The organism is Phytohabitans kaempferiae, from assembly GCF_042433955.1.
Taxonomy (GTDB): domain Bacteria; phylum Actinomycetota; class Actinomycetes; order Mycobacteriales; family Micromonosporaceae; genus Phytohabitans; species Phytohabitans kaempferiae.
In genome coordinates this window covers 34,320-55,677 of the sequence record NZ_JBHLUH010000030.1, presented here as the reverse complement: position 1 = coordinate 55,677, position 21,358 = coordinate 34,320, and the positions used below count along the sequence as shown (strand labels likewise).

Sequence of the window (21,358 nt, the reverse complement as noted above, 5' to 3'; positions counted from 1 at the left end):
GGTGCTGCCACTCGCACCACGTCATGGATGTGCGCACTGTTGGGCAAGCCCACCGAGACCCCCGGCGGCCCATCGACTTGCCTAGATGGACTTTGGCCGATGGCAGCGGCAGCCGTCAAGATGTGTCGGCAATGTTTCGCGAAAGTTCTTTCCCGACCCGGCGCTCGACCGGACATCGCCCCACCGGGGCCGGCACCGCGCGACCGCAAGCCACGCCGTCAAGGCCGGCGCCGGCAAGCACGACCACACCTGATCCTACGTGCCGCCGGCCAGGACAGCCCGTCCGCGAAGGGCACGGGCCAGCGCGGACAATCAGCCCCGCATCGCCGTTTCTCCAGCTCAGGAGGTCGGCGACCCGCGATGTCAACGCGCCGGACAAGCCGCCGCGGCGTACGCGTTGGTCAGCGCCGTCCGCGTGTCGCGGGCCAGGTTGATGTTCAGCAGGTGGTCGTGCACGCCGTGCGTGACCCACAGTGGGATCTCGGCGGTCGCGATCGCCTCCGCCTGGTCGGCGTTCACCGCGAATCCGCCGGTCACCAGCCCACCGGCGAAGAGGTCCGGGACGCTTCGCGAACGCGTTCCACAGCAACTGCGAGCCGTACGAGACGGTGGTTGCGCAGACCCGTTGCCTGTCGACCGCGAAGTCTTGAGGAAGTGGTCCAGCATCTTGGTCAGCAGGTCGGCCTCGGCCGGGCCGCCCACGCGCTGATGCTGTGGGGCTAGCACGATCACCTCCTCGGTACTCCCGGTCCATTTCGGCTGGAGCCACGCAGTCGCGGGAATGTCCGCGGCCACCTCGACGAGCAGATTGTCGCCGTCTCAGCCATACCGTGCCCGGGCAGCACCACCATGAGTGGATACCTCTTGGTCGGGTTTGTAGCCCTTGGGCAGGTGGTAGTGGTACGGCAGGACCATCCCACCGCTGAGGTAGCAGCCATATGTGAACTCGTCGACAAGCTGGTTGACCGGTTTCTCGGTCACCTTTCGGGAGGTGTTCGGGGCTGCCTTGGCCAACATCGGGCCTTTGCCGATGTCGAAACCTGGTTGGCCGTACACCGCCTGCGCTGCACCACGCGGGTCGGCAGGTCCGGGTTGACCTTGACGGTGCAGAGGAAGCTCGGGCACTTGGAGACGATGACCGTCCAGCCCGCGTTCTGGTCGGGTGCGCCGCCACGCGACCACCCGGTGGTCCGGTAGTCGCGTGCATTTACCAGAGGTGACCCGAGGAAGGGTCGCTAAACTGATTTAGCAGGAGCATGCGCACCATGGCCGAACCGTGTCGAGCGAGGACCCGGGATGAGCCCGAAACGTCCGGTTCACAGTTCGCCGGCGGGCGCTGCCGCGGTCGAAGCGACCGGCCTCATCGCCGAGCATGGACAGGCGCCGGGCCCACGTGGTACGGCGTGGGTCCGGCGCCCGGGCTCCGGCTCATCCAGAGCCTGTCCGGCGGATGACCAGCGCCGCTACCTGCCCATCGCCATGGCGAAGATGTGCAAGGTGGGCACACCCACTGCCGGCCTGCTGCTGATGTTCGGCAGGTCGACACGGGATACCGGCTTGTTCTGCAACGGCACACCTACGAAGTAGATGGTCGCCGGGGTGTTCTGCCGTTGGTTGCCGGGTCGGTTCTGGTACGGCGCGACGATAGCGCCGTCACCGCCCGGTCGTGGGGCACCGAACCAGTCCGGCGTGCCGAGGACGAAGGGCTGTCGCGTGCCATCGGCGTAGACGATGGTGGCCGCCCCCGACACCGCGCCGTACGTACCGGTGGCCAGGAAGCCGAGCGTCTTGCCGGTGCCCTCGATCTTGATGGACTGTCCTGAGGCGATGGCGTTGTCAGCGGTGCCGGCACCACCTGAGGGCCAGGTGAAGTCGATGCCGCCGTGGCTGATGGTGCTGCCCGGGGTCACGCCGACCTGGGCCAGTGCCTGTGCCGAGATCGAGCCGCCGTTTCCGTCGAGATTTCCGGCGTTGGTGTTGGCGTCGTCGGAGACCCCCACGTTGGTGAGGCTCTCCGACAGGGGCGCCTCACGACCGTCCCACACTCGCGTGGAAACGGTCGCCGAAGCGGTCCAGCCCCGCCCCAGTGCCTCGGCGGTCAGGGTAACGGCGCCGGCGGCGGGCGCCGGGCCGACGGTGACGTCGAGCTCGACGGTCCGCTCCGTGTCGGGCTGGATGGGGGGCAGCGTGACGCGCGCCGGTGCGACCGTCCACCCCTCGGGGACGACCAGTGAGACCGTCGTGGACGGCGTCAGCGGCAGCTCGATGGCGCGCACCGCCACGCTGACCTTCACGGTCTGACCGGGGCTGACCTCGATCGGCGCCCGCAGCCGCACCTTCTGGAGGGCGTAGGCGCGGTAGGTGTGCTTCGGCCGGCCGGTCAGCTCGATCAGGTCGGACTCGATGGTGGCTGTCTTGGCGCGACCTCCACGGGTCACGTCGACGACCTTGTAGCGACCGGCGAACAAGCGGCTGCGAACTTTGACGGTGCCACGCCGATCGGGCGTGATGAGCAGTTCGTCGGCCTGCCCTTCGCTCCACGCCGTGCCTACGGTGTAGCCGCCGCGGCCGCGCAGGCCCTCGACTCGGCCGCTCGGCCACGCCGTTGGTAGCGCGGGAAGCAGGTGCAGCTCGTCGTTGTGGCTTTGCAGGAGCATCTCGGCGATGCCGGAAGTGGCGCCGAAGTTGCCGTCGATCTGGAACGGCGGGTGCAGGTCGAACATGTTCGGGGCCAACCGGTCGGTCCGCACCAGGTCCCGGATGAGCTTGTGGGCGCGCACGCCCTCCTCCATGCGTGCCCAGAAGTTGATCTTCCAGGCCAGCGACCAGCCGGTCCCGTCGTCACCACGGATCTCGAGGGTGCGGCGTGCGGCGTCGTAGAGCTGTGGCGTGTCGCGCCGGGTGATCTGGTTGCTGGGGTGCAGGCCGTACAGGTGGGAGATGTGCCGGTGTGTCCGCTCGGTCTCGGTCCAGTCGTAGAGCCACTCCTGGATGTTGCCACGGGCGCCGATCTGCATTGGCGGCAGCTTGTCCCTGGTCGCCTGGACCTGGGCTCGGAAGGTGGCGTCGACCCCGAGGAGCTCGCTGGCACGGGCGCAGCCGTCAAACAGGTCGCGCAGGATCTGGTTGTCCATTGTGGGGCCCGCGCAGACGCTGACGCCGGAGTGGTGGGCGAGTTCCGGAGAGTTCGACGGGTTGGTGACGAGCCAGCCGAGGTTCGGCTCGGTGACCAGGCTGTCGAGGAAGAACTGGACGGCGCCTTTCAAGGCCGGGTAGTTGGCGCGGAGAAACTCGATGTCGCCGGTAAAGAGGTAGTGGTCCCAGATGAGGGTCGCCAGCCAGGCGCCGCCGGTCTGCCACATGCCCCACAGGGCGCCATCGACCACCGATGTGGCCCGCCAGGCGTCGGTGTTGTGGTGGGTGACCCAACCGCCTGCGCCGTACTGCACCTGGGCGGTTCGAGCGCCGGTGACGGAGAGGTCCTTGATCATGTCGAAGACCGGCAGGAAGCATTCTGAGAGGTTTGTGGTGTCGGCGGGCCAGTAGTTCATCGGCAGGTTGGCGTTGATCGTGTACTTCGAGTCCCAGGGTGGGAGCATCTGGTCGTTCCAGATGCCTTGCAGATTGGCCGGCTGGGTACCTGGTCGCGAGGAGGAGATAAGCAGGTAGCGGCCAAACTGGAACAGCAGCGCCGAAAACTGCGGGTCGTCCACCCCGGCGTGCTGCGCGATCCGCACGTCGGTCGGCTGGTCCGCGGCCGGCGTGCGGCCCAGGTCGATCGTCGTGCGCCCGAACAGCTTCTGGTAGTCGGTCACGTGCCGGCGCAGCAGCCCGTCCCAGTGGGTGCCCTGGGCAGCGCTGAGGTGCCGCCAGGCGATCCCCTGGTAGTCGCCACTGACGTCCTGGAAGTTGACGTAGCTGGATCCGATCGAGACCAGCAAGGTCACGTTGTTGGCCGCCGTGACCTGGAGCGTGCCGCCGCTGCTCGTGACCGAGCCGCCCTTGATAAGCGCGCGGGCGAGCGCCAGAAACCGGACCGAGCCGGTCACGCCCTCCTGGTTGCCGGAGATTCCGTCGAGCGCGATGGTCGCGTTGTCGGGGCTGGAAGCTGTAGTCCTCTGTGGACTGTCGAAGGACGCCGAGAAGGTGATGGACCCGGGCTTGTCCGCGCTCAGCCGTACGGCGATCACCTGATCGGGTGCGCTGGCGATCACCTCGCGCCGGTATCGCACACCGTTGGCCGCATAGGTCACCGACGCCGTAGCGGTGGTGAGGTCCAACTGCCGGTAGTACTCCGAGGCCACGTTGCCGTGCGGGAAGGTGAACCTGAGGTTGCCGACGGGCTGGTAGGCCAGTTCGCCCACCGGGTTTCCCAGCATCGTCTGGTTGATCAGGTTCTGCGCCTGGCTCCACTGATCGGCGAAAACCAGCCGCTGGATCTCCGGGAGTGCGGCGGCACCGCGCGGGTTGGCCGGGTCGTACGGTCCCCCGGCCCAAACGGTGTCCTCGTTGAGCTGGAGGCGCTCGGTGTCGATGTTGCCGAACACCATCGCGCCGAGGCGTCCGTTGCCGATGGGCAGTGCGCGTAGCCAGTCACCCCCGGCTCCCTCGTCGTACCAGAGTGCCAGGTCGTTGGCGGCGCGAACCTCGGCAGGGGCGGCCGAGGCGGGTCGGGGGTGAGCGGTCCACAGTGCCGGAAGGAGGGCGGCACCGGCACCGGCCGCTCCTACTTTGAGAATTTGCCTTCGCGACAGTTCTGACATGAAGCGGTCCTCCAAAGCGGACAGTGTGGCCCCGCAAGCGCTCGCTCAGGGCACAGACGGTGCGGGAGGGCGGGGCGGTGAGGTGGGCGGGCCGACGGGGACCGGCGCCGAGCCGATGACCCTGAACAGGGGTGACGGCAATGTACAAAGATTTGATGTATCGAGTCAACGGTTGTAACCAACCTCGTGACACCTGATCCTTCGACGTCGAGATACATAGGACTTCTGGCTGCGCTTCAACGGAATAGTTGCCGCGATTCAGGCGAATTGGCCAACATAGGTCCCATGCTGCCGCTGAGTGCGCCAGCCAGGACAGCGCGACGCCCGACCTACCTGACCTTGCAGTCATCAGACCTTTGGGCCAGACGGCGGCCATAGCACCGCCCCAGCCACTCAGACCTCAACGCCTCCAAGGTGGGACCACGGCGCGGATCCAACACGACCACCTCGCCGCGAACGGTCTGGGCAACAACGAGCAACGGCCGCGCCCACCAGGCCGCGAATCGGGATGAATGATCCACCGTCGGTCGCGGCCGCGGGCGACAGGCACCGCGGCATACCGGCGTCAGCCACCTGGAGCCGGCGGCACGCACCACGACGAAGTAATCCCATGTCTCGAAACCTTGGGAAACGCTTGATCTTGGGGGCGAAGTGAGAATCAGCAGGAAAACGCACCTATCTGGCGCAGGGGTAGACAGAGCCGCTGGCGGCGACTATAAAGACATCCCATGTCGATCTCTCGCCGACCGCAACTCAGGCCCTCGGAAGGGCCGCGCGTCCCGTTCCCGCCATCGAGATGATCATCAGTTCGAGGGGGCTACGACCGCGTCATCACCTCCTCGGACCCGTGGCACGGGTTCGGCCAATCCGAACACCGGCCCGGTGTGCGGCTCACCCGCGGGTCAGCACGGCAGTCAGACGGCCGTGTCCAGCTCAGCGTTGACGGCTGTTCTCCCCTGTCCGGACCGCACATCCCCGACGTCACCCTGATCCACGTTGGTCCGGCACGGTCAGGTGCTCCGGATCGTTCCTCCGGCCGGCCTGTCAGCGCGTCGACAACATCACCTTCCGTCCCACGAGAGGGTTCCCCCTGATGAGAAAACGATCTATCCGACGAGCCGCCGCCTTTATGGCGGCGGCCACGCTCTGTCCGGTTGTCCTGCTTGCCCCGCCCTCGCCGGCGGCCGCGAGCCCGGCGACGGCGTCGAAGCCGCCGAGCCACGGCATGACGTACGAGCCCACCTGGGAGTCGGTGGACCGTCACGTGGCCTCGCCGGAATGGTTCAAGGACGCCAAGTTCGGCATCTACTGGCACTGGGGGGCGTTCACCACACCCCAGTACGGACACGAGTGGTACGGCCGCGAGATGTACGTTGACGGCAGCAACATCAACAACCATCACAAGGCAACGTACGGCGACCCGCGGACAGAGTTCGGCTACGACAAGTTCATCGACGGTGGCATCGACAAGGCCGGCAACCACGTGCAGTTCAAGCCGGTGCTGAAGTCGCAGGGCGGCAAGTTCGACCCGGACGAGTGGGCGCGCCTGTTCAAGAGCGCGGGCGCGAAGTTCGGTGGGCCAGTCGCGGAACACCACGACGGTTACTCGATGTGGGACAGCGCCGTCAACGAATGGAACTCGGTCGACCGCGGCCCACGGTTGGACTTGCTGAAGCTCTTCGCCGACGCGGTGCGCAAGCAGGACATGAAGCTGCTCGTCGCTATGCATCAGTCGTTCAACCACAACGGGTTCTTCCGGTTCGTACCGCAGCAGACCGACCCGAGCCTGAGGAAGCTCTACGGTCAGCTTCCCCGGGCCGAGGCGGACCAGCTCTGGTTCGACAAGCAGAAGGAGGTCATCGACCAGGCCCAGCCAGACATCATCTGGAACGACTTCGCCCTGGACAGCCCCGGATACTGCCACGGCGATCCTGGCCCCTGCGCGATCGCCGAACAGCAGCGCCTGAACTACCTGGCCTACTACTTCAACAAGGGCGAGGAGTGGGGCAAGGAGGTCGTCACGACCTACAAGCACTTCGACCGCGGCTTCCACAACGCCAGCGCCGTCGAGGACTGGGAGCGCGGCGGCCCGGCGGACCTCGTACGTCCGTACTGGCTGACCGACGACGCCATCTCCTCCAGCAGCTGGAGCTACACCAACGGGATCGGCTACTACTCGTCGCAGCAGATGATTCACGCTCTCATCGACCGGGTCAGCAAGAACGGAAACATGCTTCTGAACGTCTCTCCCACGCTGGAAGGTGAGATTCCGCAAGGGCAGCGCGACGTGCTGCACGACATCGGGACATACCTGAACCGGTACGGGGAGTCGATCTACTCCACGCGCGCCTGGGACATCTACGGTGAAGGCCCGACAAGGATGGGCGGTGGCTCGTTCACCGGACCAAGGACCGGCACGAACACCGACATCCGATTCACCAGAAACAAGAAGGACGATGTCCTCTACGCGACCGTGCTGGGCTGGCCTGGAGACAACCAGACTCTCAACATCACCAGCCTCGGCTCCGACACCACCAACCTCGCCGATCTGAAAAAGGTCGAGCTGCTCGGGGGCGGTCGCGACAAGCACGTCGACCTGACGAAGAAGACCCGCCAGGACCCTGACGGCCTCAAGGTCACTATGCCCGCCCTGCGCCCTGTCGCATCGCCGGCCTACGTGCTCAAGCTGACGTTCAAGCAGGGTATTCCGACGCCGCGGCCGACCGCCGACGCGGCTTCTGTGTACGAGAAGAAGGACTTCCGAGGCGTCAGCGCCCTGCTCTCGCCGGGCGACTACGACTCCGCGGCGCTGGCCGAGCTCGGCGTCGACACGTCGAAGCTCGCCTCGCTGTCCGTCGGTGCCGGGACGCAGTTGCAGCTCTACCCCCAGGACGACTTCGGGGGAACCCCGGTCGCCTACACCGGCGCTGTGGAGTCGCTCCCGAAGAAGCTCAAGGTGGGGTCGATCCGGGTCACCAGGGATGTCAGCAAGCCGTTCCTGCTGACGAACGTGACCAACAGCCTCGCCCTCGACACGGACTCCGGCGCCGATGGCGCCACCGTCAAGCAGCACGTCCCGACCGGCGGGGCCGAACAGGAGTGGAAGCTGACGGAGAAGGCAACCGGCTTCTACGAAATCGCGAACCCGAGCACTGGCCTGGTGATCGACGGGCTCGGACTGGGAAGCGGCAGCCAGGTCCAGCAGAAGGTGGCCACCGGGGCGGACAGCCAACTGTGGCGCCTGGCACGCGTCGACGCGGGAACCTACAACCTCGTCAACAAGCGGACCGGGCTCGCTCTCGACAGCGGTGGCAACGTCACGACGGGTTCCGCGTTGAAGCAGTGGAACCTGGACAGCAGCACCAACCTGCGCTGGGTGCTGACGGCCATCGCCAGCTCTCCCAGTCCGGAACGTTCCCTGGTCATCCGTAACCAGACCAACAGCTTGGCGGTCGACGCGGATGGGGCCACGACGTCGGGCACACCGGTACGGCAGTTCGCGGTCGACGGCACTGCTGACCAGGCGTGGTGGTTCGTTCACCAGGGCGGCGGCTACTACCTGCTGCGGAACGGCAACGGCCTCGTCATCGACGGCGTTGGGCTCGGCTCCGGGACCCAGGTACAGCAGACGACCGCGACGGGGGCGAATTCCCAGCAGTGGCAGTTGCGTAGCGTTGGATCTGGTCGCTTCAACGTGGTCAACCGGGCGACGGGCCTGGCGTTGGACAGCCGTAACCTGGCCGCTGGCACGGAGCTGACACAACGCACTGTCGACACGAACACCAACCTGCGCTGGACACTGACGGCCACGGGCTGAGCGGTCCACGGAAAGATCCAAGCGCCCCGGGGGGCCGGCAATCCGTCGGCCCCCCGGGGGTCTTTCACATCCCGAGGCGCACCGCGGCGGGGTCGCCGCGCCGGCGCCGAAGCTGCCGTTGCTCCTGGATGGCTGAGGTGTGCATGGCGCTATCGGTCAGCAGGTGTGCCCGGAAGGTGCCAGACCTGCCGCATCGGCGTCCACCACTCCCCCGAGTTCGGCTCGCTCAGTGACCGCTGGCAGGGGTCGGTGAGCGTCCACCACCGCTGGGTCTCCGGGTCGGCGGCGATGCGTGCCTGGTCGGCGGCGTGGTCGTCGCCGACGTACTCGTAGTAGCCGAACAGCAGGTCGCGATACAGGAAGATGGTGTAGTTGCGGATGTTGGCCGAGCGCAGGGTCTGCTCGACGCCGGGCCACACGTCGGCGTGTAGCCGCAGGTAGGTGTCCTGGTGCTCTGGACGCAGTCGGATGATGGAGCCGTGCCGCTGGACGTTGTCTTGTGCCGCCAAGGTTTCCTCCGGGGTGCGCATGAAACAGGCCCTAGCTTTCCGCCAGTTGGTAGACGCGAAGCGCGGTCTCTCGCCAGATCTGCTGCCGCTGGTGTTCGTCACAGCCGGCCAGAAGGTCGCGCAGTACCTCGATCCAGTCGAGGTAGGTGGTGGCGAGCAGGCATACGGGCCAGTCCGAGCCGAACATCAGCCGGGCCGGTCCGAACGTGTCGAGGGCATGGGCAACGGCCGGTTTCAGGTCTGCTGGCGTCCATGACGACCAGTTCGCTTCGGTCACCAGACCGGAAAGCTTCGCCGACACGTTCGGCAGTCGGGCCAACGTTCGAAGGTGGCCGGCCCAGCCTCGCAACTCCTGCCCCGCCAGCGGCGGCTTGCCCAGATGGTCGAGGACGAACGAGACCTGCGGCAGGCTCTCCACCAGGCCGATGACCGCGGGCAACTGCTGGTGACGGCACACCAGGTCGAACACCAGGCCGGCGTCACCGATGGCCGCGACCGCGCGCCGGATGGCGCTGCGTTCGAGAAACGCCGGGTCGGGTTCGTCCTGTACGAGGTGGCGAATGCCGACCAGCTTGCCGCCACCACGTGTCGCTCGCAGGCGGCCGACGCGGTCGGCGGTGTCCGGGGCGGCGAAGTCGACCCACCCGACGACTCCCTTGATCAACTCGCTGCGCGACGCGACGCTCAGCAGGTCGGTCGTTTCCGCCTCGGAGTGGATCGACTGTACGACGACCGTGCCGGTGACCCCGGCCGGCTCGGCTTCCGCCGCGAGATCCGCGTGTACGAAGTCGGCGTCGATCGCGGCCATGCTCACCGGATCGATCCAGGGCTGCGGATGCCGCTCGCGGCGCCACAGGTGGTGGTGGGCGTCGATGATGCCGGCTCGCGGCACAGCGCCGTGGCTCATCGTCGATCCGTTCCGGCGGTGGTCAAGCCAGCACGTCCGGCACCCCCGAGCTGGCTGCCTTCGAAACCGGCGGGACATGGTGCCATGAGGCTGTCCTCTCTCCTGATCGGTGGTGACGGAGATGCCTGGTGGGCTGCCGCGGCTCGTGCCTACCGCGACAGCCCACCGGCCTGTGGTGACCTCAGCGCTACTCCTGTGCCCTGCCTCCGGTGATGCGGGAGACGACGAGTGCGATGAGGATGATCGCGCCGTTGAGGGCGCCGATCCACTGTGCCGGTACGCCGGCGAGCGTCAGCACGTTCTGGATCATGAACAGCAACAGGATGCCGGTGAACGCGCCGAACATGGTGCCCCTGCCGCCGTTGAGGCTGACGCCGCCGATGACGGCCGCGGCGAATACGGTGAAGATCGCGCCGTTGCCCTGTGAGGCGGCGACGGAGGCGAGCCGGCCGGACAGCAGCAGGCCTCCCATGGCGGCCAGCATGCTCGCGGCGATCAGGGCGATCCACAGCACGCGGTCGGTGCGGATACCCGCCGCCCTCGCCGCGTCGACGTTGCCGCCGATCGCGTACAGGGAGCGGCCGAAGCCCGTGTAGCCGAGTACCACGATGCCGGCCGCGAAGAGGGCGACGCAGATCCAGATCGAGGCCGGCACGCCGAGCCAGACCGCGGTGCCCAGGTACATCATCGACTCGGGCAGGTTGAAGAAGGTCTGCCCGCCGGAGATCCCGGTGAGCAGGCCGCGCAGGACGATGAGCATGCCCAGCGTCACGATGAAGCCGTGCAGTCCGAACCGGACGATCAGTGCCGCGTTCGCGACGCCGATGAGCGCGCCCACCAGCAAAGTGATCGGTATCGACCAGGCACCGGATAGCAGCCCGGTGCCGTGGCCGGCTCCGACGGCGACCGTCATCCAGGCCGCGACGCCCGGTGCGAGCCCGAAGGTGGACTCCAGGGAGAGGTCCATCTTCCCGGCGACCAGGACGATCGTCTGGGCCAGTACGAGCAACGCGATCTCGGACATGGTCTGGGCAATGTTGATCAAGTTGTCCGGCTGGAGGAAGACCGGGTTGACGATCTGCCCGACCACGGCGATGAGCGCGATCGCCGGGACCAGTGCGAGGTCCCGCAGCCGTGCGACGGCCAGCTTTCCGACCGGCCGGCGAGGTGGTGGTCCGGCCGCGACGGTGGATCCGTCAGCGCCTGCGGTTGCGGCGGTCATGGTCTCAGGCATCGACGCTCAGTCCTTCCATTGCGGCCACAAGATCGTGGTCACGCCAGCCGCTGGGCATGTCGGCGACGATCCGGCCCTGGAACATCACCAGGACGCGATCGCAGATACGCAGGTCGTCGAGTTCGTCGGAGGCCACGATGACGCCGGTGCCGGCGGCCGCCACCTGGTCGACCTTGTCGAGGAGAAACTCTTTCGACCGCACGTCCACGCCCGCCGTGGGCGTGATGAGCACGAGCACCTTGGGGTCGTTGGCGAGGGCGCGGGCCATGACGACCTTCTGCTGGTTGCCGCCGGAGAGGCCGGAGACCGGCAGGTCCGGTCCGGGCGTCTTGATGGCCAGCGCGTCGATCAGCGTGTTGGCGATCGCGTCGCGGCGGCGGGTACTGAGGAATCCGGCCGTTCCGAGCCGTTCCGGGATTGTCATGGTGGTGTTGTCGGCGATCGACATGCCAGCGACCAGGCCCTGGTGATGACGGTCCTGGGGGACGAAGCCGACCCCGCTGGCGAGGGCGGCACCGACATGGCCGGCACGTGGGGTGCGGCCGTCGACGGTGATCGTGCCGGCGCCCGCGGCGCGGAGTCCGACGATGGTTTCGGCCACCTCCGTCTTGCCGCTGCCGCCGGCGCCCGCGAGTCCGATGATCTCTCCATAGCCCACCCGGAACGAGATGTCCTCGAAGAGGCCGTCCAGGCGCAGCCCGGCGACGTCGAGGACCACACGCGCGTCACCGGTCGGCGCCGAGCGTGATCGGGGGACGTCGAGCGCGGTGGCCTCACCGGTCATCGCCGCGACGAGTTCGCCGCGAGGCAGGTCGGCGACCGGTGCGGTGACGATGTGGCGGGCGTCGCGGAAGACGGTCACCATGTCGCAGATTTCGTAGATCTCCTGTAGGTGGTGGCTGATGAACAGGAAGGTGACGCCCTGGGCCTGTAGGTCGCGGATGCGGCCGAAGAGCCGGGCGATCGCCCCACCGTCGAGCTGCGCGGTCGGTTCGTCGAGGATGATGAACCGGGCGCCGAACGACAGCGCCCTGGCGATCTCCACAAACTGGCGCTGCTCGACGCTCAGGTCCTTCGCCTTGGCGTCGACGTCCACGTCGACCGACCAGAGGGCCAGCAGGTCACGCGCGCGCCGGCGCAGCGAACGCCAGCTGATCAACCCGCTGCGTCCCCGGTCGTACCGGTTGAGCAGCAGGTTTTCGGCCACCGTCAGCTGCGGGATGATGGTGGACTTCTGGTACACGCAGGCCACGTGTCGCCGCCACGCGTCCCGGTCGGACAGCCGTGGCGCCGCCATGCCGCCAAACTGGACCTGCCCGGAGTCCGGCGGCTGAAGTCCGGTCAGGATCGACACGAGGGTGGATTTGCCGGCCCCGTTCCGGCCGACGAGGGCGTGGGTCTCCCCCGGCAGCACGCGGATCTGGGCGTTGTCGAGTGCCACGGTCGAGCCGTACCGCTTGGTGATGCTGGTCGCCTCCGCCACGGGCGGGCCCGGGTGGGCCCGCCCGTTGCCGTTCTGGGCTGACGAAGAGCGTGTCTCGTTGCCGCTCATGTGCCCGCTTCTCCTCCGCGGCCGGTCAGCCGATGTTGTTGCCCCACAGCGACTTGTCGTCGTGCTTGAGGCTCGGTACGCCGCCGTAGGTGCCGCCGTCGAGAGTGACCAGCGGGGCGGAGAGCTGGTCTTCGAGCACGCCGTCGCGTACCTGGATGATGGTGCTGTCGTGGTCGGTCGGGCCGGGCTGGAAGGTCTTGCCGTCGATCGCGGCCTTCAGGTAGTGGAGAGCGTACTTGGCGTACAGGTCAGCGGGCTGGGAGACGGTGGCGTCGATGTTGCCGGCCGCGATGTCCTGGAGTTCCTTGGGGATTCCGTCGTTGGAGACGACGAAGATGTGCTTCGGGTCGTCCGGCGGGGTGAGCAGGTCGCGCTGCTTGAGCAGTTGGAGGGTGCCGGCCAGCGCGAAGCTCGACTGCATGTAGACGCCCTTGATGTCGGGGTGCTCAGTCAGCCGGATCTGTAGCTTCTGGGAGGCGATCGCCCCGTCCCAGTTCGTGGCCTCGCCGAAGACCGTGATCCCCGGGTAGTTCTTCTTCATGCATTCGTTGAACGCCTCGGTGCGGTCGCGGCCGTTGATGGACGCCAGGTCGCCCTGGAGCATGACCACCTTGCCGCTGCCCTTAAGCTTCGTGCCCAGGAACTGGCAGGCCTTCTCCCCGTAGGCGCGGTTGTCCGCGCGCACGACCATGAACACCTCGCCCTGGTCCGGGCGGGTGTCGATGGTGACGACCGGGATTTTCTTGGATGCCAGAGACTGGAGCGCCGGGGCGATCGCGGCGGTGTCCTGCGGGGCCATCGCGATCCCCTTGACGCCCTGGCTGATGAACGACTGGACGTTGGAGGCCAGCTTCGCCACGTCGTTCTGGGAGTTGGTCGTCTTCAGGTCCAAGCCCAGCTCGCCGGCGAACTGCGGGGTGTACTTGATGTAGGAGTTCCAGAAGTCGGTATCCGACCGGGGGTAGTCGACGCCCACCACCGGGGCGCCGGGACCGCCGTCTCCGGTGGTCGCGTCATCGCCGCATGCGCTCAGCAGCGCGGCGGACATTGCTACTGCCGCGGCCGCGGCGATGGTTCTCAGGTTCATCACGACTCCTATGTGGAAGATGCCCGTACGTGACGCGTGGGAGTGAAACTGGCGAGGGCGTTACCGAGGCCGTTCAACCGGCCGGCCCCTCATCTTTGTGTCGTCCACTGTGGACCATCTGGAAACTTGTACGCGGCGACCGACTCCGGACGCATCCGGGCCCCGATGCCAGGACCCTCGGGCGCGACGTAGCGTCCGCCCCGAATGGCGACCGGATCGACGAAGTGTTGATGCAGGTGGTCGACGTACTCGATGACCCGACCTTCGGTGCTGCCGCTGACGGCTACGTAGTCGAACATCGCCAGGTGCTGCACCATCTCGCAGAGCCCGACCCCACCGGCGTGCGGGCAGACCGGTACGCCGAACTTGGCGGCCAGCAGCAGGATCGCGATGTTCTCGTTGACACCTGCCACCCGAGTGGCGTCCAGTTGGAGAACGTCGATCGCGTTCGCCTGGAGCAACTGCTTGAACATGACCTGGTTGTGACAGTGCTCGCCGGTGGCGACCTTGATCGGCGCGACGGCTTGGCGGATCGCGGCGTGACCGAGCACATCGTCGGGCGACGTCGGTTCCTCGATCCAGTAAGGGTCGTACGCCGCCAACGACTTCAGCCAGCTGATCGCCTGCTCGACCCCCCACGCCTGATTGGCGTCGATCGCGATCCGGATGCCGGCGCCCACCGCCTCGCGGGCCAGGGCCACCCGCCGGATGTCGGTGTCGTTGTCGGCGCCGACCTTCAGCTTGATCAGACCGAACCCGTCATCCACCGCCTCCTTGGACAGCCGAACGAGCTTTTCGTCCGTGTATCCCAGCCAGCCCGGCGTGGTGGTGTACGCCGGGTAGCCACGCGCGAGCAGGTCGTTCTGCCGCTGCTCCCGTCCCGGCTGCGCCCGCTGGAGGAGATCCAGCGCTTCCTCCGGGGTGAGCGCGTCGCGCAGGTACCGGAAGTCGACGAGGCTGACCAACTGCGTGGGTGACATCTCGGCCAGCAACCGCCATAACGGCTTGCCCTCCCGGCGGGCGTACAGATCCCATGCCGCGTTCACGATCGCGCCAGCGGCCATGTGGATGGCGCCCTTGTGCGGGCCGAGCCAGCGCAACTGACTGTCGCCGGTCAGCCGGTCAGAGAAACCTCGCAGGTCCGCGAGGACCTCCGCGACCGGCAGTCCCACCACCAACGGCGCCAGCGCGCGAATCGCGGCGACCTGGACATCGTTGCCGCGCCCGACGGTAAAGGCCAGCCCGAAGCCTTCCTCGCCGCCGCTGGTACGGAGCGTCACGTACGCAGCCGAGTAGTCCGGCTCCGGGTTCATCGCATCCGACCCGTCCAACTCCCGGGAGGTCGGAAACCGGACGTCGATCGCGTCCACCGCGGCGATCACCTCAGACATCGCCACCCACCCATCCTCGTCCCGCCAGTCCCGGCGTCACCGCCAGCCGTGTCGTCGCGTCGCCCGATAAACCGTGTGCCATGGGATGTCTTTATAGCGGCCGGCTCGTGCCAAGTCTAGAGACAGATCGCAAACACGGTTTCCTAGCGGCTGTTTCGCGCACCCAGCCTCGACCATCGACCCATCCCATCGACGCACAAGGTTTCGAGACATGGGATCACCTGTTAGGGTTTAGGCTCGCGCAACCGACCCGCCCCGCTGGCTGCTGACCTGCGGGCAAGCCCGAAGAGGCCCATGACAATGTCGCTGACCGACAAGGCGATGACACGCATCCGCGAGATGATCCAATCCGGCGACCTCCCGCCAGGCTCCAAGCTGCCGCCCGAACAGCAGCTCGCCTCGGAGCTCGGCGTCGGACGCAACATCATGCGTGAAGCCGTACGAGCGCTGGAGGCTGCCCGGGTACTCGAGGTGCGCCGCGGCAATGGCACCTTCGTCACCAGCCTCGAGCCACGTGTGCTGCTCGAAGGCATCAGCGGTGCGGTGGAGTTGCTGCGTGGCGACACCATGCTCGAGCTCACCGAGGTGCGCCGGCTTTTCGAGACGGCCGCCACGGGCCTGGCCGCCACCCGCATCACTCCCCAGCAACTGGCCGATGTCAAGGGCCACCTCGAAGCCATGCGCGCGGCGGCCGACGATGTGGAGCTTCTCAACCAGCACGACGCCGCCTTCCACCGCGCGGTCGTCGCCGCCACCGGCAACGAGACCCTGTCGACCGTCCTCGAAGGCATCTCCAGCCGGACCTTGCGCGCACGCGTTTGGCGCGGTCTGGTCGATGCGGACGCCGCCGGGCGCACGCTCCGCGAACACGAGGCGATCTACGTAGCGCTGGCCGCCGGTGACGCGATCCAGGCGCAGGCGGCCGCGCTCATGCACATCACGACGACCGAGACCTGGTTGCGCGCACACCTTCAGGAAGATCCGGACGCACTGGACGGCGCCTGACCGTTCAACCAACTCCCGACGCCCCGCCGACTGACAGCGAAGGGTTCCTATGCGCTCTGCCCTGTACACCGGCAACTCGACCATCATCGTGGACGAGCGTGCGCCTGTCCCGCCGACCTCGGGCGAGGTACAGATCGAGGTCGCCTACACCGGCATCTGCGGCACCGACCTGCACATCCTGCACGGCACGATGGATCATCGCGTACAGATTCCCCAGACCATCGGCCACGAGATGTCCGGCCACGTTGTCGCCGTCGGCCCGGACGTCGCCGACCTCGTCATCGGAACTCCGGTCACGGTCATGCCTCTGCGGTGGTGTGGAGCCTGTCCCGCGTGCGATGCCGGTCACCATCACATCTGCCATCGACTGAACTTCATCGGCATCGACTCCGTGGGCGCGATGCAGCAGCGCTGGACCGTTCCGGCAGAAGTCGTCGTCCCGCTGCCCGCCGATCTACCGCTCACCCACGGAGCCCTGGTCGAGCCCACCGCGGTGGCCGTGCACGACGTACGCCGGGCAGACCTGTGTGCCGGGGAAAAGGCGATCGTGATCGGCGGCGGACCTGTCGGCGTGCTGATCGCGCTGGTGGCACGCTCCATTCAGGCAGAAGTCGTCCTGGTCGAGATCGATCCGCATCGGCGAGCGATCGCCGACCGGCTCGGCATTCGGACCCTCAACCCCGCGCACGACGACCTGGCTGGACACGTGCGGGCATGGACCGGCGACGCCGGCGTAGCCGTGGCCTTCGAGGTGTCCGGCTCCGCCACCGCCATCGCCACGGCCGTCGAACTGCTCGCGGTACGAGGCCGGCTGGTGGTCGTCGGCATCCACAGTCAGCCACGCGAACTCGACGTGTTCCGCTTCTTCTGGCGCGAGCTCACCATGGTCGGCGCCCGTGTATACCGGCGCGCCGACTACGACACCGCCATCAAGCTACTGCGCACCGGACAGGTCGGCGCCGAAACCCTGATCACGCACATCGAGCCGCTGACCAACGCGGCCGCGGCCTTCGACGCCCTGCGCGGCGGCGGCAACGTCATGAAAGTCCTCATCGACTGCCAGGAGACGTCGTGAACCCGTTCGACCTGTCCGGCCGACTCGCCCTCGTCACCGGAGCCCGCCGGGGCATCGGCCTGGCCATCACCGACGCGCTGGCGGCCGCCGGTGCCGACATCGTCGCCGTCAGCGCACAACTCGAAGCCACCGGCAGCGAGGTCGAGAAGCGCGTCCGCGGGCACGGCCGCGGCTTCACCGGGTACCAGGTGGACTTCACCGACCGCGCCGCCGTCGCCGACCTCGCCGCACAGCTCGAAGCCAGCGACCGGGCCGTGGACATCCTGGTCAACAACGCCGGCACGATCAGACGCGCCCCGGCCGCACAGCACTCGGACGAAATGTGGGACGAGGTCCTGGCGGTCAACCTGTCCGCGCAGTTCGTCCTGAGCCGGGACATCGGGCGAGGCATGGTTGCCCGGGGCCACGGAAAGATCATCTTCACGGCGTCGTTGCTCAGCTTCCAAGGTGGGGTAAACGTGCCCGGTTACACGGCGGCCAAGTCCGGGCTGGTCGGCCTCACCCGCGCGCTTGCCAACGAATGGGCCCCGCACGGCGTCAACGTCAACGCCATCGTCCCTGGCTACGTTGCCACCGACAACACCCAGCCGCTGCGTGACGACCCGAGCCGCAACACCGCCATCCTCGACCGTATCCCTGCCGGGCGTTGGGGCCGGCCCGACGACCTCGCCGGTGCCGCGGTGTTTCTGGCCTCGCCGGCGTCCGACTACGTGCATGGTGCCGCCATTCCGGTCGACGGTGGCTGGCTGGGGCGGTAGGGCCGTGATGAAGTCTGTGGCTTTGCCGCGCCGGCCCGCCGTTCGGCTCAGCGAACTGGGGTTCGGTGCCGCCCAGGGCGGCAACCTCTACCGGGTCAGGACCGACGAGGAGTTCGCGGGCGCCGTCGACGCCGCTTGGGACGCCGGTATCCGCTACTTCGACACGGCTCCTCACTACGGACTTGGTCTGTCCGAGCGGCGTCTCGGCGCCGCCCTTCGCCCGCGGCCGCGGGACGAGTACGTGGTCTCGACCAAGGTGGGACGTCTGCTCGTGCCGTCTCCCGAAACCGCGTCCTCGGCCGACAGCGAGGGGTTCGCGGTCGCGGCCGACCACCGCCGCGTCTGGGACTTCAGCCGCGACGGGATACTGCGGTCCCTTGAGTCAAGCCTCGAACGTACCGGCCTGGACCGGATCGATGTGGTGTACCTGCACGACCCGGACGACCACTGGCGGCAGGCCGTAGCGGAGGCCGTGCCCGCACTGGTCGAGCTACGCGATCAAGGGGTCATCCGGGCCATCGGCGCCGGCATGAACCAGTCGCAGATGCTCACTCGCTTCGTACGGGAGACCGACATCGACCTGGTGATGTGTGCCGGCCGGTTCACTCTGCTGGAACAGGGCGCGCTGGATGACCTCCTGCCCGCCGCGGATCAGCACGGCGTGGCCGTCGTCGTCGCCGGCGTTTACAACTCAGGCATGCTGGCGCACGACTGGCCCCCGGCCAACGCCACCTACAACTACCAGCAGGCCCCTGCCGAACTCCTCGACCGAGCGATACACATCGCGCGAGTTTGCCAAAGCCACGGCGCCACCCTTCCCGAGGCCGCGCTGGCCTATGTACGAACGCATGCCGCGGTCGTCAGCACGGTCGTCGGGATGGGATCCGCGGATCAGGTGAACGAGACCGTCCGGCGAGCCAACGCTAACGTGCCGGACGACCTGTGGCCAGCGCTGGAGGCGGCAAGGCTGATCCACCTCGGCCGGTGAGGCGCCGAGAATCCCTCTGGCTGTGACCGGGTGGGCTCGACCTCGCGCCGAGCCCACCCGATCCCGTCCCGCCCGGTTGCTGATCCGTGACACCTCTAGCGTTGCAGTGTCAGTAGGCCGGGTCGGTATGGCAGGAGGCCGTAGTCGCCGCCGGAGTTGGGGGCACGTCCCTGGTAGAGCAACCGCAGATTGCAGGGATCGACGGTCATGGTCTGGTCGGCGTTGCTGCGGATCAGCTCGCCGTGGCTGATGTCGTTGGTCCAGGTCGCACCACTGTTGGCCTTGCCGGCGAAGGGATTGCTCTCGGTCGCGGCCTGCGGCGTCCACGAACCGCCGAGGCTGGTGGCGGTGAACGAGCGGAAGTAGCGGCCCTGCGAGCCGATCGCCTCCACGATCATCAGGTACCTGGTCTGGCCCTGAAGCTTGTAGACCTGGACCGCCTCGAAGAGGTTGTTCGTCGAGTCGGTCATGATCGTCGTGTAGTTGGAGCCGAAGCTGCCGGGGAAGTTCCCGATCGGCATGCTGGCCCGGTAGATCCGGCCGTTGTCCCCGGCGAAGAACAGGTACATGTTCGTGCTGTCACCGATGAGCGCCTGGTCGATCGGTCCGGTGCCGGAATTGGAGATGCTCCCGGTGAACAGCGTCTGATGCGCCGACCACGAGTTCACGTTCGTCGGGTCGGTCGAGGTCCGGTACGAGAACGCCGGGCCACCCCACTGATAGGCCAGCACCCAAATGTTGCGCGGAGCGAAGTAGAACAGTGACGGCGCCACCGCCGAGAACGGCATCTGGTTCTGACTGGCCGAACCCATCTCCGACCAGTTCGTAAACAGGCCGAAGTTCATCGAACCCCACGACGTCCCCGTGTCGTGCGTCGTCGCGTAGACCAACTGCCTGCCGTTGTAGGGCGCGTGCGTGAAGTCCTTCAGCGAAACCCAACCCGACCTCGGGTTCGCCAGCGAACCCGTCGATGTCCAGCGGTAGCTCGACGGAAGGTCGCAGGTGCCGGTCGGGGGCGGCGTCGTGGGATTCGTCGGCGTCGTCCCGCCGAGGCGGACCAGTTGCCACTGCTGGTTGGCGCCGCCCCAGTCCGAATACTGCACGACATTCCCGCCGTCGTTGGTCGCGGCTCCCTGCACCTCGACAGCCTTGTTGCTGTGGCGGCTGATCAGCCGCACGTAACCGCCGTCCGAGTCCGCGAGCCGGAACTGCTGGTTGGCGCCATTGGTGTCGGACCACTGCACGATCGCGGCACCGTCGGCCGTCGACCAGTTGTAGACGTCGAGCACCTTGCCCGAGTGGCGAGACTTGAGCCGGTAGTAGCCGCCGCCGGAGTCGACGAACTGCCACTGCTGCCACGCACCGTCGTTACGCGTCCACTGCGTGATCCGCGCACCGTCGTTGGTGGCCAGGTTGTACACGTCCAACGCCTTGCCACTGTTCCGGTTCACCAGCACGTACCAGGCGGTGGTGTCCACCGTGGCCGCCGACGCCGAGGTCGCGGCCACCGTGACCATCGCGCCGCCCACGACCACCGCGGCGGCCGCGGCAGCCACCCCCGACCGCCATCCACGACGCCACCTCGCGGTGCGCGTAGACCCAACCGGCATAGCATCTCTCCTTTCGATCATCGGGACCGCCGACCTGAAGCGCGCCGTATCGGCTCGGACGCCGACGACACCCGCGCCGCGACAGCGGTTGGGCATCGACATCACTGCTTGTTAGCGTTAACAGGCTCGCTGGCGACAGATCGGGGCAGGAATACGTAGGGCTGTTCGGCCGCGGATAGCCAGCCGGCGGTGCGATCGAACGCACCCACCTCATGGACTGTGAACGATAACAGTGACCGTCGTCAAGACGTTACGGGAATGTTTCGGAAGAAGTACCGCCCGGCACGCTGCCTCGCCAGGGCTCGGCGACCGATCAAGCTAAACCGATCCGGCACCAGGTTCCCTCGGCGGCGGGACGGGCGCATGCGCGTCACCGCCACTCACGATCTTTGCCGGAGCCCTTGGGAGCGGCATAGTCTCGGCGCATGCTTGACCACTGGACGCTGCGGGTCCTGGTGGAGGTCGCGGATCGAGGTTCCTTCTCCGCGGCCGGCGATGCGCTGTCGATGACCCAGCCGGCGGTCTCCCGTCAGATCGGTGGGCTCGAGCGACGTCTCGGCGTGCCACTCTTTCGCCGGGTGCCACGCGGCCTCCAGCTCACGCAGGCAGGTGCCACGGCGGTGGAGCTCAAGATCTGACGCGTCCGTCGCAGTCGCCGCCGC

General features: G+C 67.4%; 16 protein-coding genes. 6 read left to right on the top strand and 10 right to left on the bottom strand.

Annotation, left to right across the window (positions count from 1 at the left end; all coding sequences use genetic code 11):
• Positions 1-363: 363 nt before the first annotated feature.
• The 3 genes from ACFFIA_RS16945 to ACFFIA_RS16935 form a co-directional block, all read right to left on the bottom strand.
• The gene (locus ACFFIA_RS16945; RefSeq protein WP_377251993.1) at positions 364-726 is read right to left on the bottom strand and encodes an alpha/beta hydrolase family protein; all 363 of its coding nucleotides are present in this window, start codon (positions 724-726) and stop codon (positions 364-366) included.
• Between the two features lie 93 nt (positions 727-819).
• On the bottom strand, positions 820-981 hold the full coding sequence (locus ACFFIA_RS16940) for a hypothetical protein (protein ID WP_377251991.1): 162 nt from the start codon (positions 979-981) through the stop codon (positions 820-822).
• Positions 982-1,463: 482 nt separating this feature from the next.
• Positions 1,464-4,763, bottom strand: a complete 3,300-nt coding sequence (locus tag ACFFIA_RS16935) for a glycosyl hydrolase family 95 catalytic domain-containing protein (RefSeq protein ID WP_377251989.1) — start codon at positions 4,761-4,763, stop codon at positions 1,464-1,466.
• A 1,225-nt stretch (positions 4,764-5,988) separates the two neighbouring features.
• Here ACFFIA_RS16935 and ACFFIA_RS16930 point away from each other — a divergent pair.
• Positions 5,989-8,580: an alpha-L-fucosidase gene (locus ACFFIA_RS16930; RefSeq protein WP_377251987.1), complete on the top strand. Its 2,592-nt coding sequence runs from the start codon at positions 5,989-5,991 to the stop codon at positions 8,578-8,580.
• A gap of 149 nt (positions 8,581-8,729) precedes the next feature.
• On the opposite strand, the gene ACFFIA_RS16925 is transcribed toward ACFFIA_RS16930, so the two are convergent.
• From ACFFIA_RS16925 to ACFFIA_RS16900, 6 genes are all read right to left on the bottom strand, one after another.
• Positions 8,730-9,110, bottom strand: a complete 381-nt coding sequence (locus ACFFIA_RS16925) for an L-rhamnose mutarotase (protein WP_377251985.1) — start codon at positions 9,108-9,110, stop codon at positions 8,730-8,732.
• Between the two features lie 10 nt (positions 9,111-9,120).
• Entirely contained in the window at positions 9,121-9,996 is an 876-nt protein-coding gene (locus tag ACFFIA_RS16920; protein WP_377251983.1) for an amidohydrolase family protein, read from the bottom strand.
• A 187-nt stretch (positions 9,997-10,183) separates the two neighbouring features.
• Positions 10,184-11,230, bottom strand: a complete 1,047-nt coding sequence (locus ACFFIA_RS16915) for an ABC transporter permease (protein WP_377251981.1) — start codon at positions 11,228-11,230, stop codon at positions 10,184-10,186.
• Positions 11,223-12,782 carry a sugar ABC transporter ATP-binding protein gene (locus ACFFIA_RS16910; protein ID WP_377251979.1) on the bottom strand — a complete coding sequence of 520 codons (1,560 nt, stop codon included), beginning with the start codon at positions 12,780-12,782 and terminating at the stop codon, positions 11,223-11,225. Before ACFFIA_RS16910 ends, ACFFIA_RS16915 begins: the two co-directional genes overlap by 8 nt.
• Positions 12,783-12,807: 25 nt before the next feature.
• Entirely contained in the window at positions 12,808-13,869 is a 1,062-nt protein-coding gene (locus ACFFIA_RS16905; RefSeq protein ID WP_377251977.1) for a sugar ABC transporter substrate-binding protein, read from the bottom strand.
• Positions 13,870-13,958: 89 nt separating this feature from the next.
• A complete protein-coding gene (locus ACFFIA_RS16900; RefSeq protein ID WP_377251975.1) occupies positions 13,959-15,260 on the bottom strand; it encodes an enolase C-terminal domain-like protein in 1,302 nt (433 codons plus the stop codon).
• Positions 15,261-15,560: 300 nt separating this feature from the next.
• Between ACFFIA_RS16900 and ACFFIA_RS16895 the strand changes: the two genes are divergently transcribed.
• The 4 genes from ACFFIA_RS16895 (at position 15,561) to ACFFIA_RS16880 (ending at position 19,086) form a co-directional block, all read left to right on the top strand.
• Positions 15,561-16,265: a FadR/GntR family transcriptional regulator gene (locus ACFFIA_RS16895; protein WP_377251973.1), complete on the top strand. Its 705-nt coding sequence runs from the start codon at positions 15,561-15,563 to the stop codon at positions 16,263-16,265.
• An 88-nt stretch (positions 16,266-16,353) separates the two neighbouring features.
• Positions 16,354-17,340: a zinc-dependent alcohol dehydrogenase gene (locus ACFFIA_RS16890; protein WP_377251971.1), complete on the top strand. Its 987-nt coding sequence runs from the start codon at positions 16,354-16,356 to the stop codon at positions 17,338-17,340.
• Complete coding sequence (locus ACFFIA_RS16885; RefSeq protein ID WP_377251969.1) at positions 17,337-18,098, top strand: SDR family oxidoreductase; 762 nt, start codon at positions 17,337-17,339, stop codon at positions 18,096-18,098. Before ACFFIA_RS16890 ends, ACFFIA_RS16885 begins: the two co-directional genes overlap by 4 nt.
• A 7-nt stretch (positions 18,099-18,105) precedes the next feature.
• Complete coding sequence (locus tag ACFFIA_RS16880) at positions 18,106-19,086, top strand: aldo/keto reductase (protein WP_377251995.1); 981 nt, start codon at positions 18,106-18,108, stop codon at positions 19,084-19,086.
• Between the two features lie 95 nt (positions 19,087-19,181).
• On the opposite strand, the gene ACFFIA_RS16875 is transcribed toward ACFFIA_RS16880, so the two are convergent.
• Entirely contained in the window at positions 19,182-20,696 is a 1,515-nt protein-coding gene (locus ACFFIA_RS16875) for a non-reducing end alpha-L-arabinofuranosidase family hydrolase (RefSeq protein ID WP_377251967.1), read from the bottom strand.
• A 425-nt stretch (positions 20,697-21,121) separates the two neighbouring features.
• Between ACFFIA_RS16875 and ACFFIA_RS16870 the strand changes: the two genes are divergently transcribed.
• Positions 21,122-21,334: a helix-turn-helix domain-containing protein gene (locus tag ACFFIA_RS16870; RefSeq protein ID WP_377251965.1), complete on the top strand. Its 213-nt coding sequence runs from the start codon at positions 21,122-21,124 to the stop codon at positions 21,332-21,334.
• Positions 21,335-21,358 lie beyond the last annotated feature (24 nt).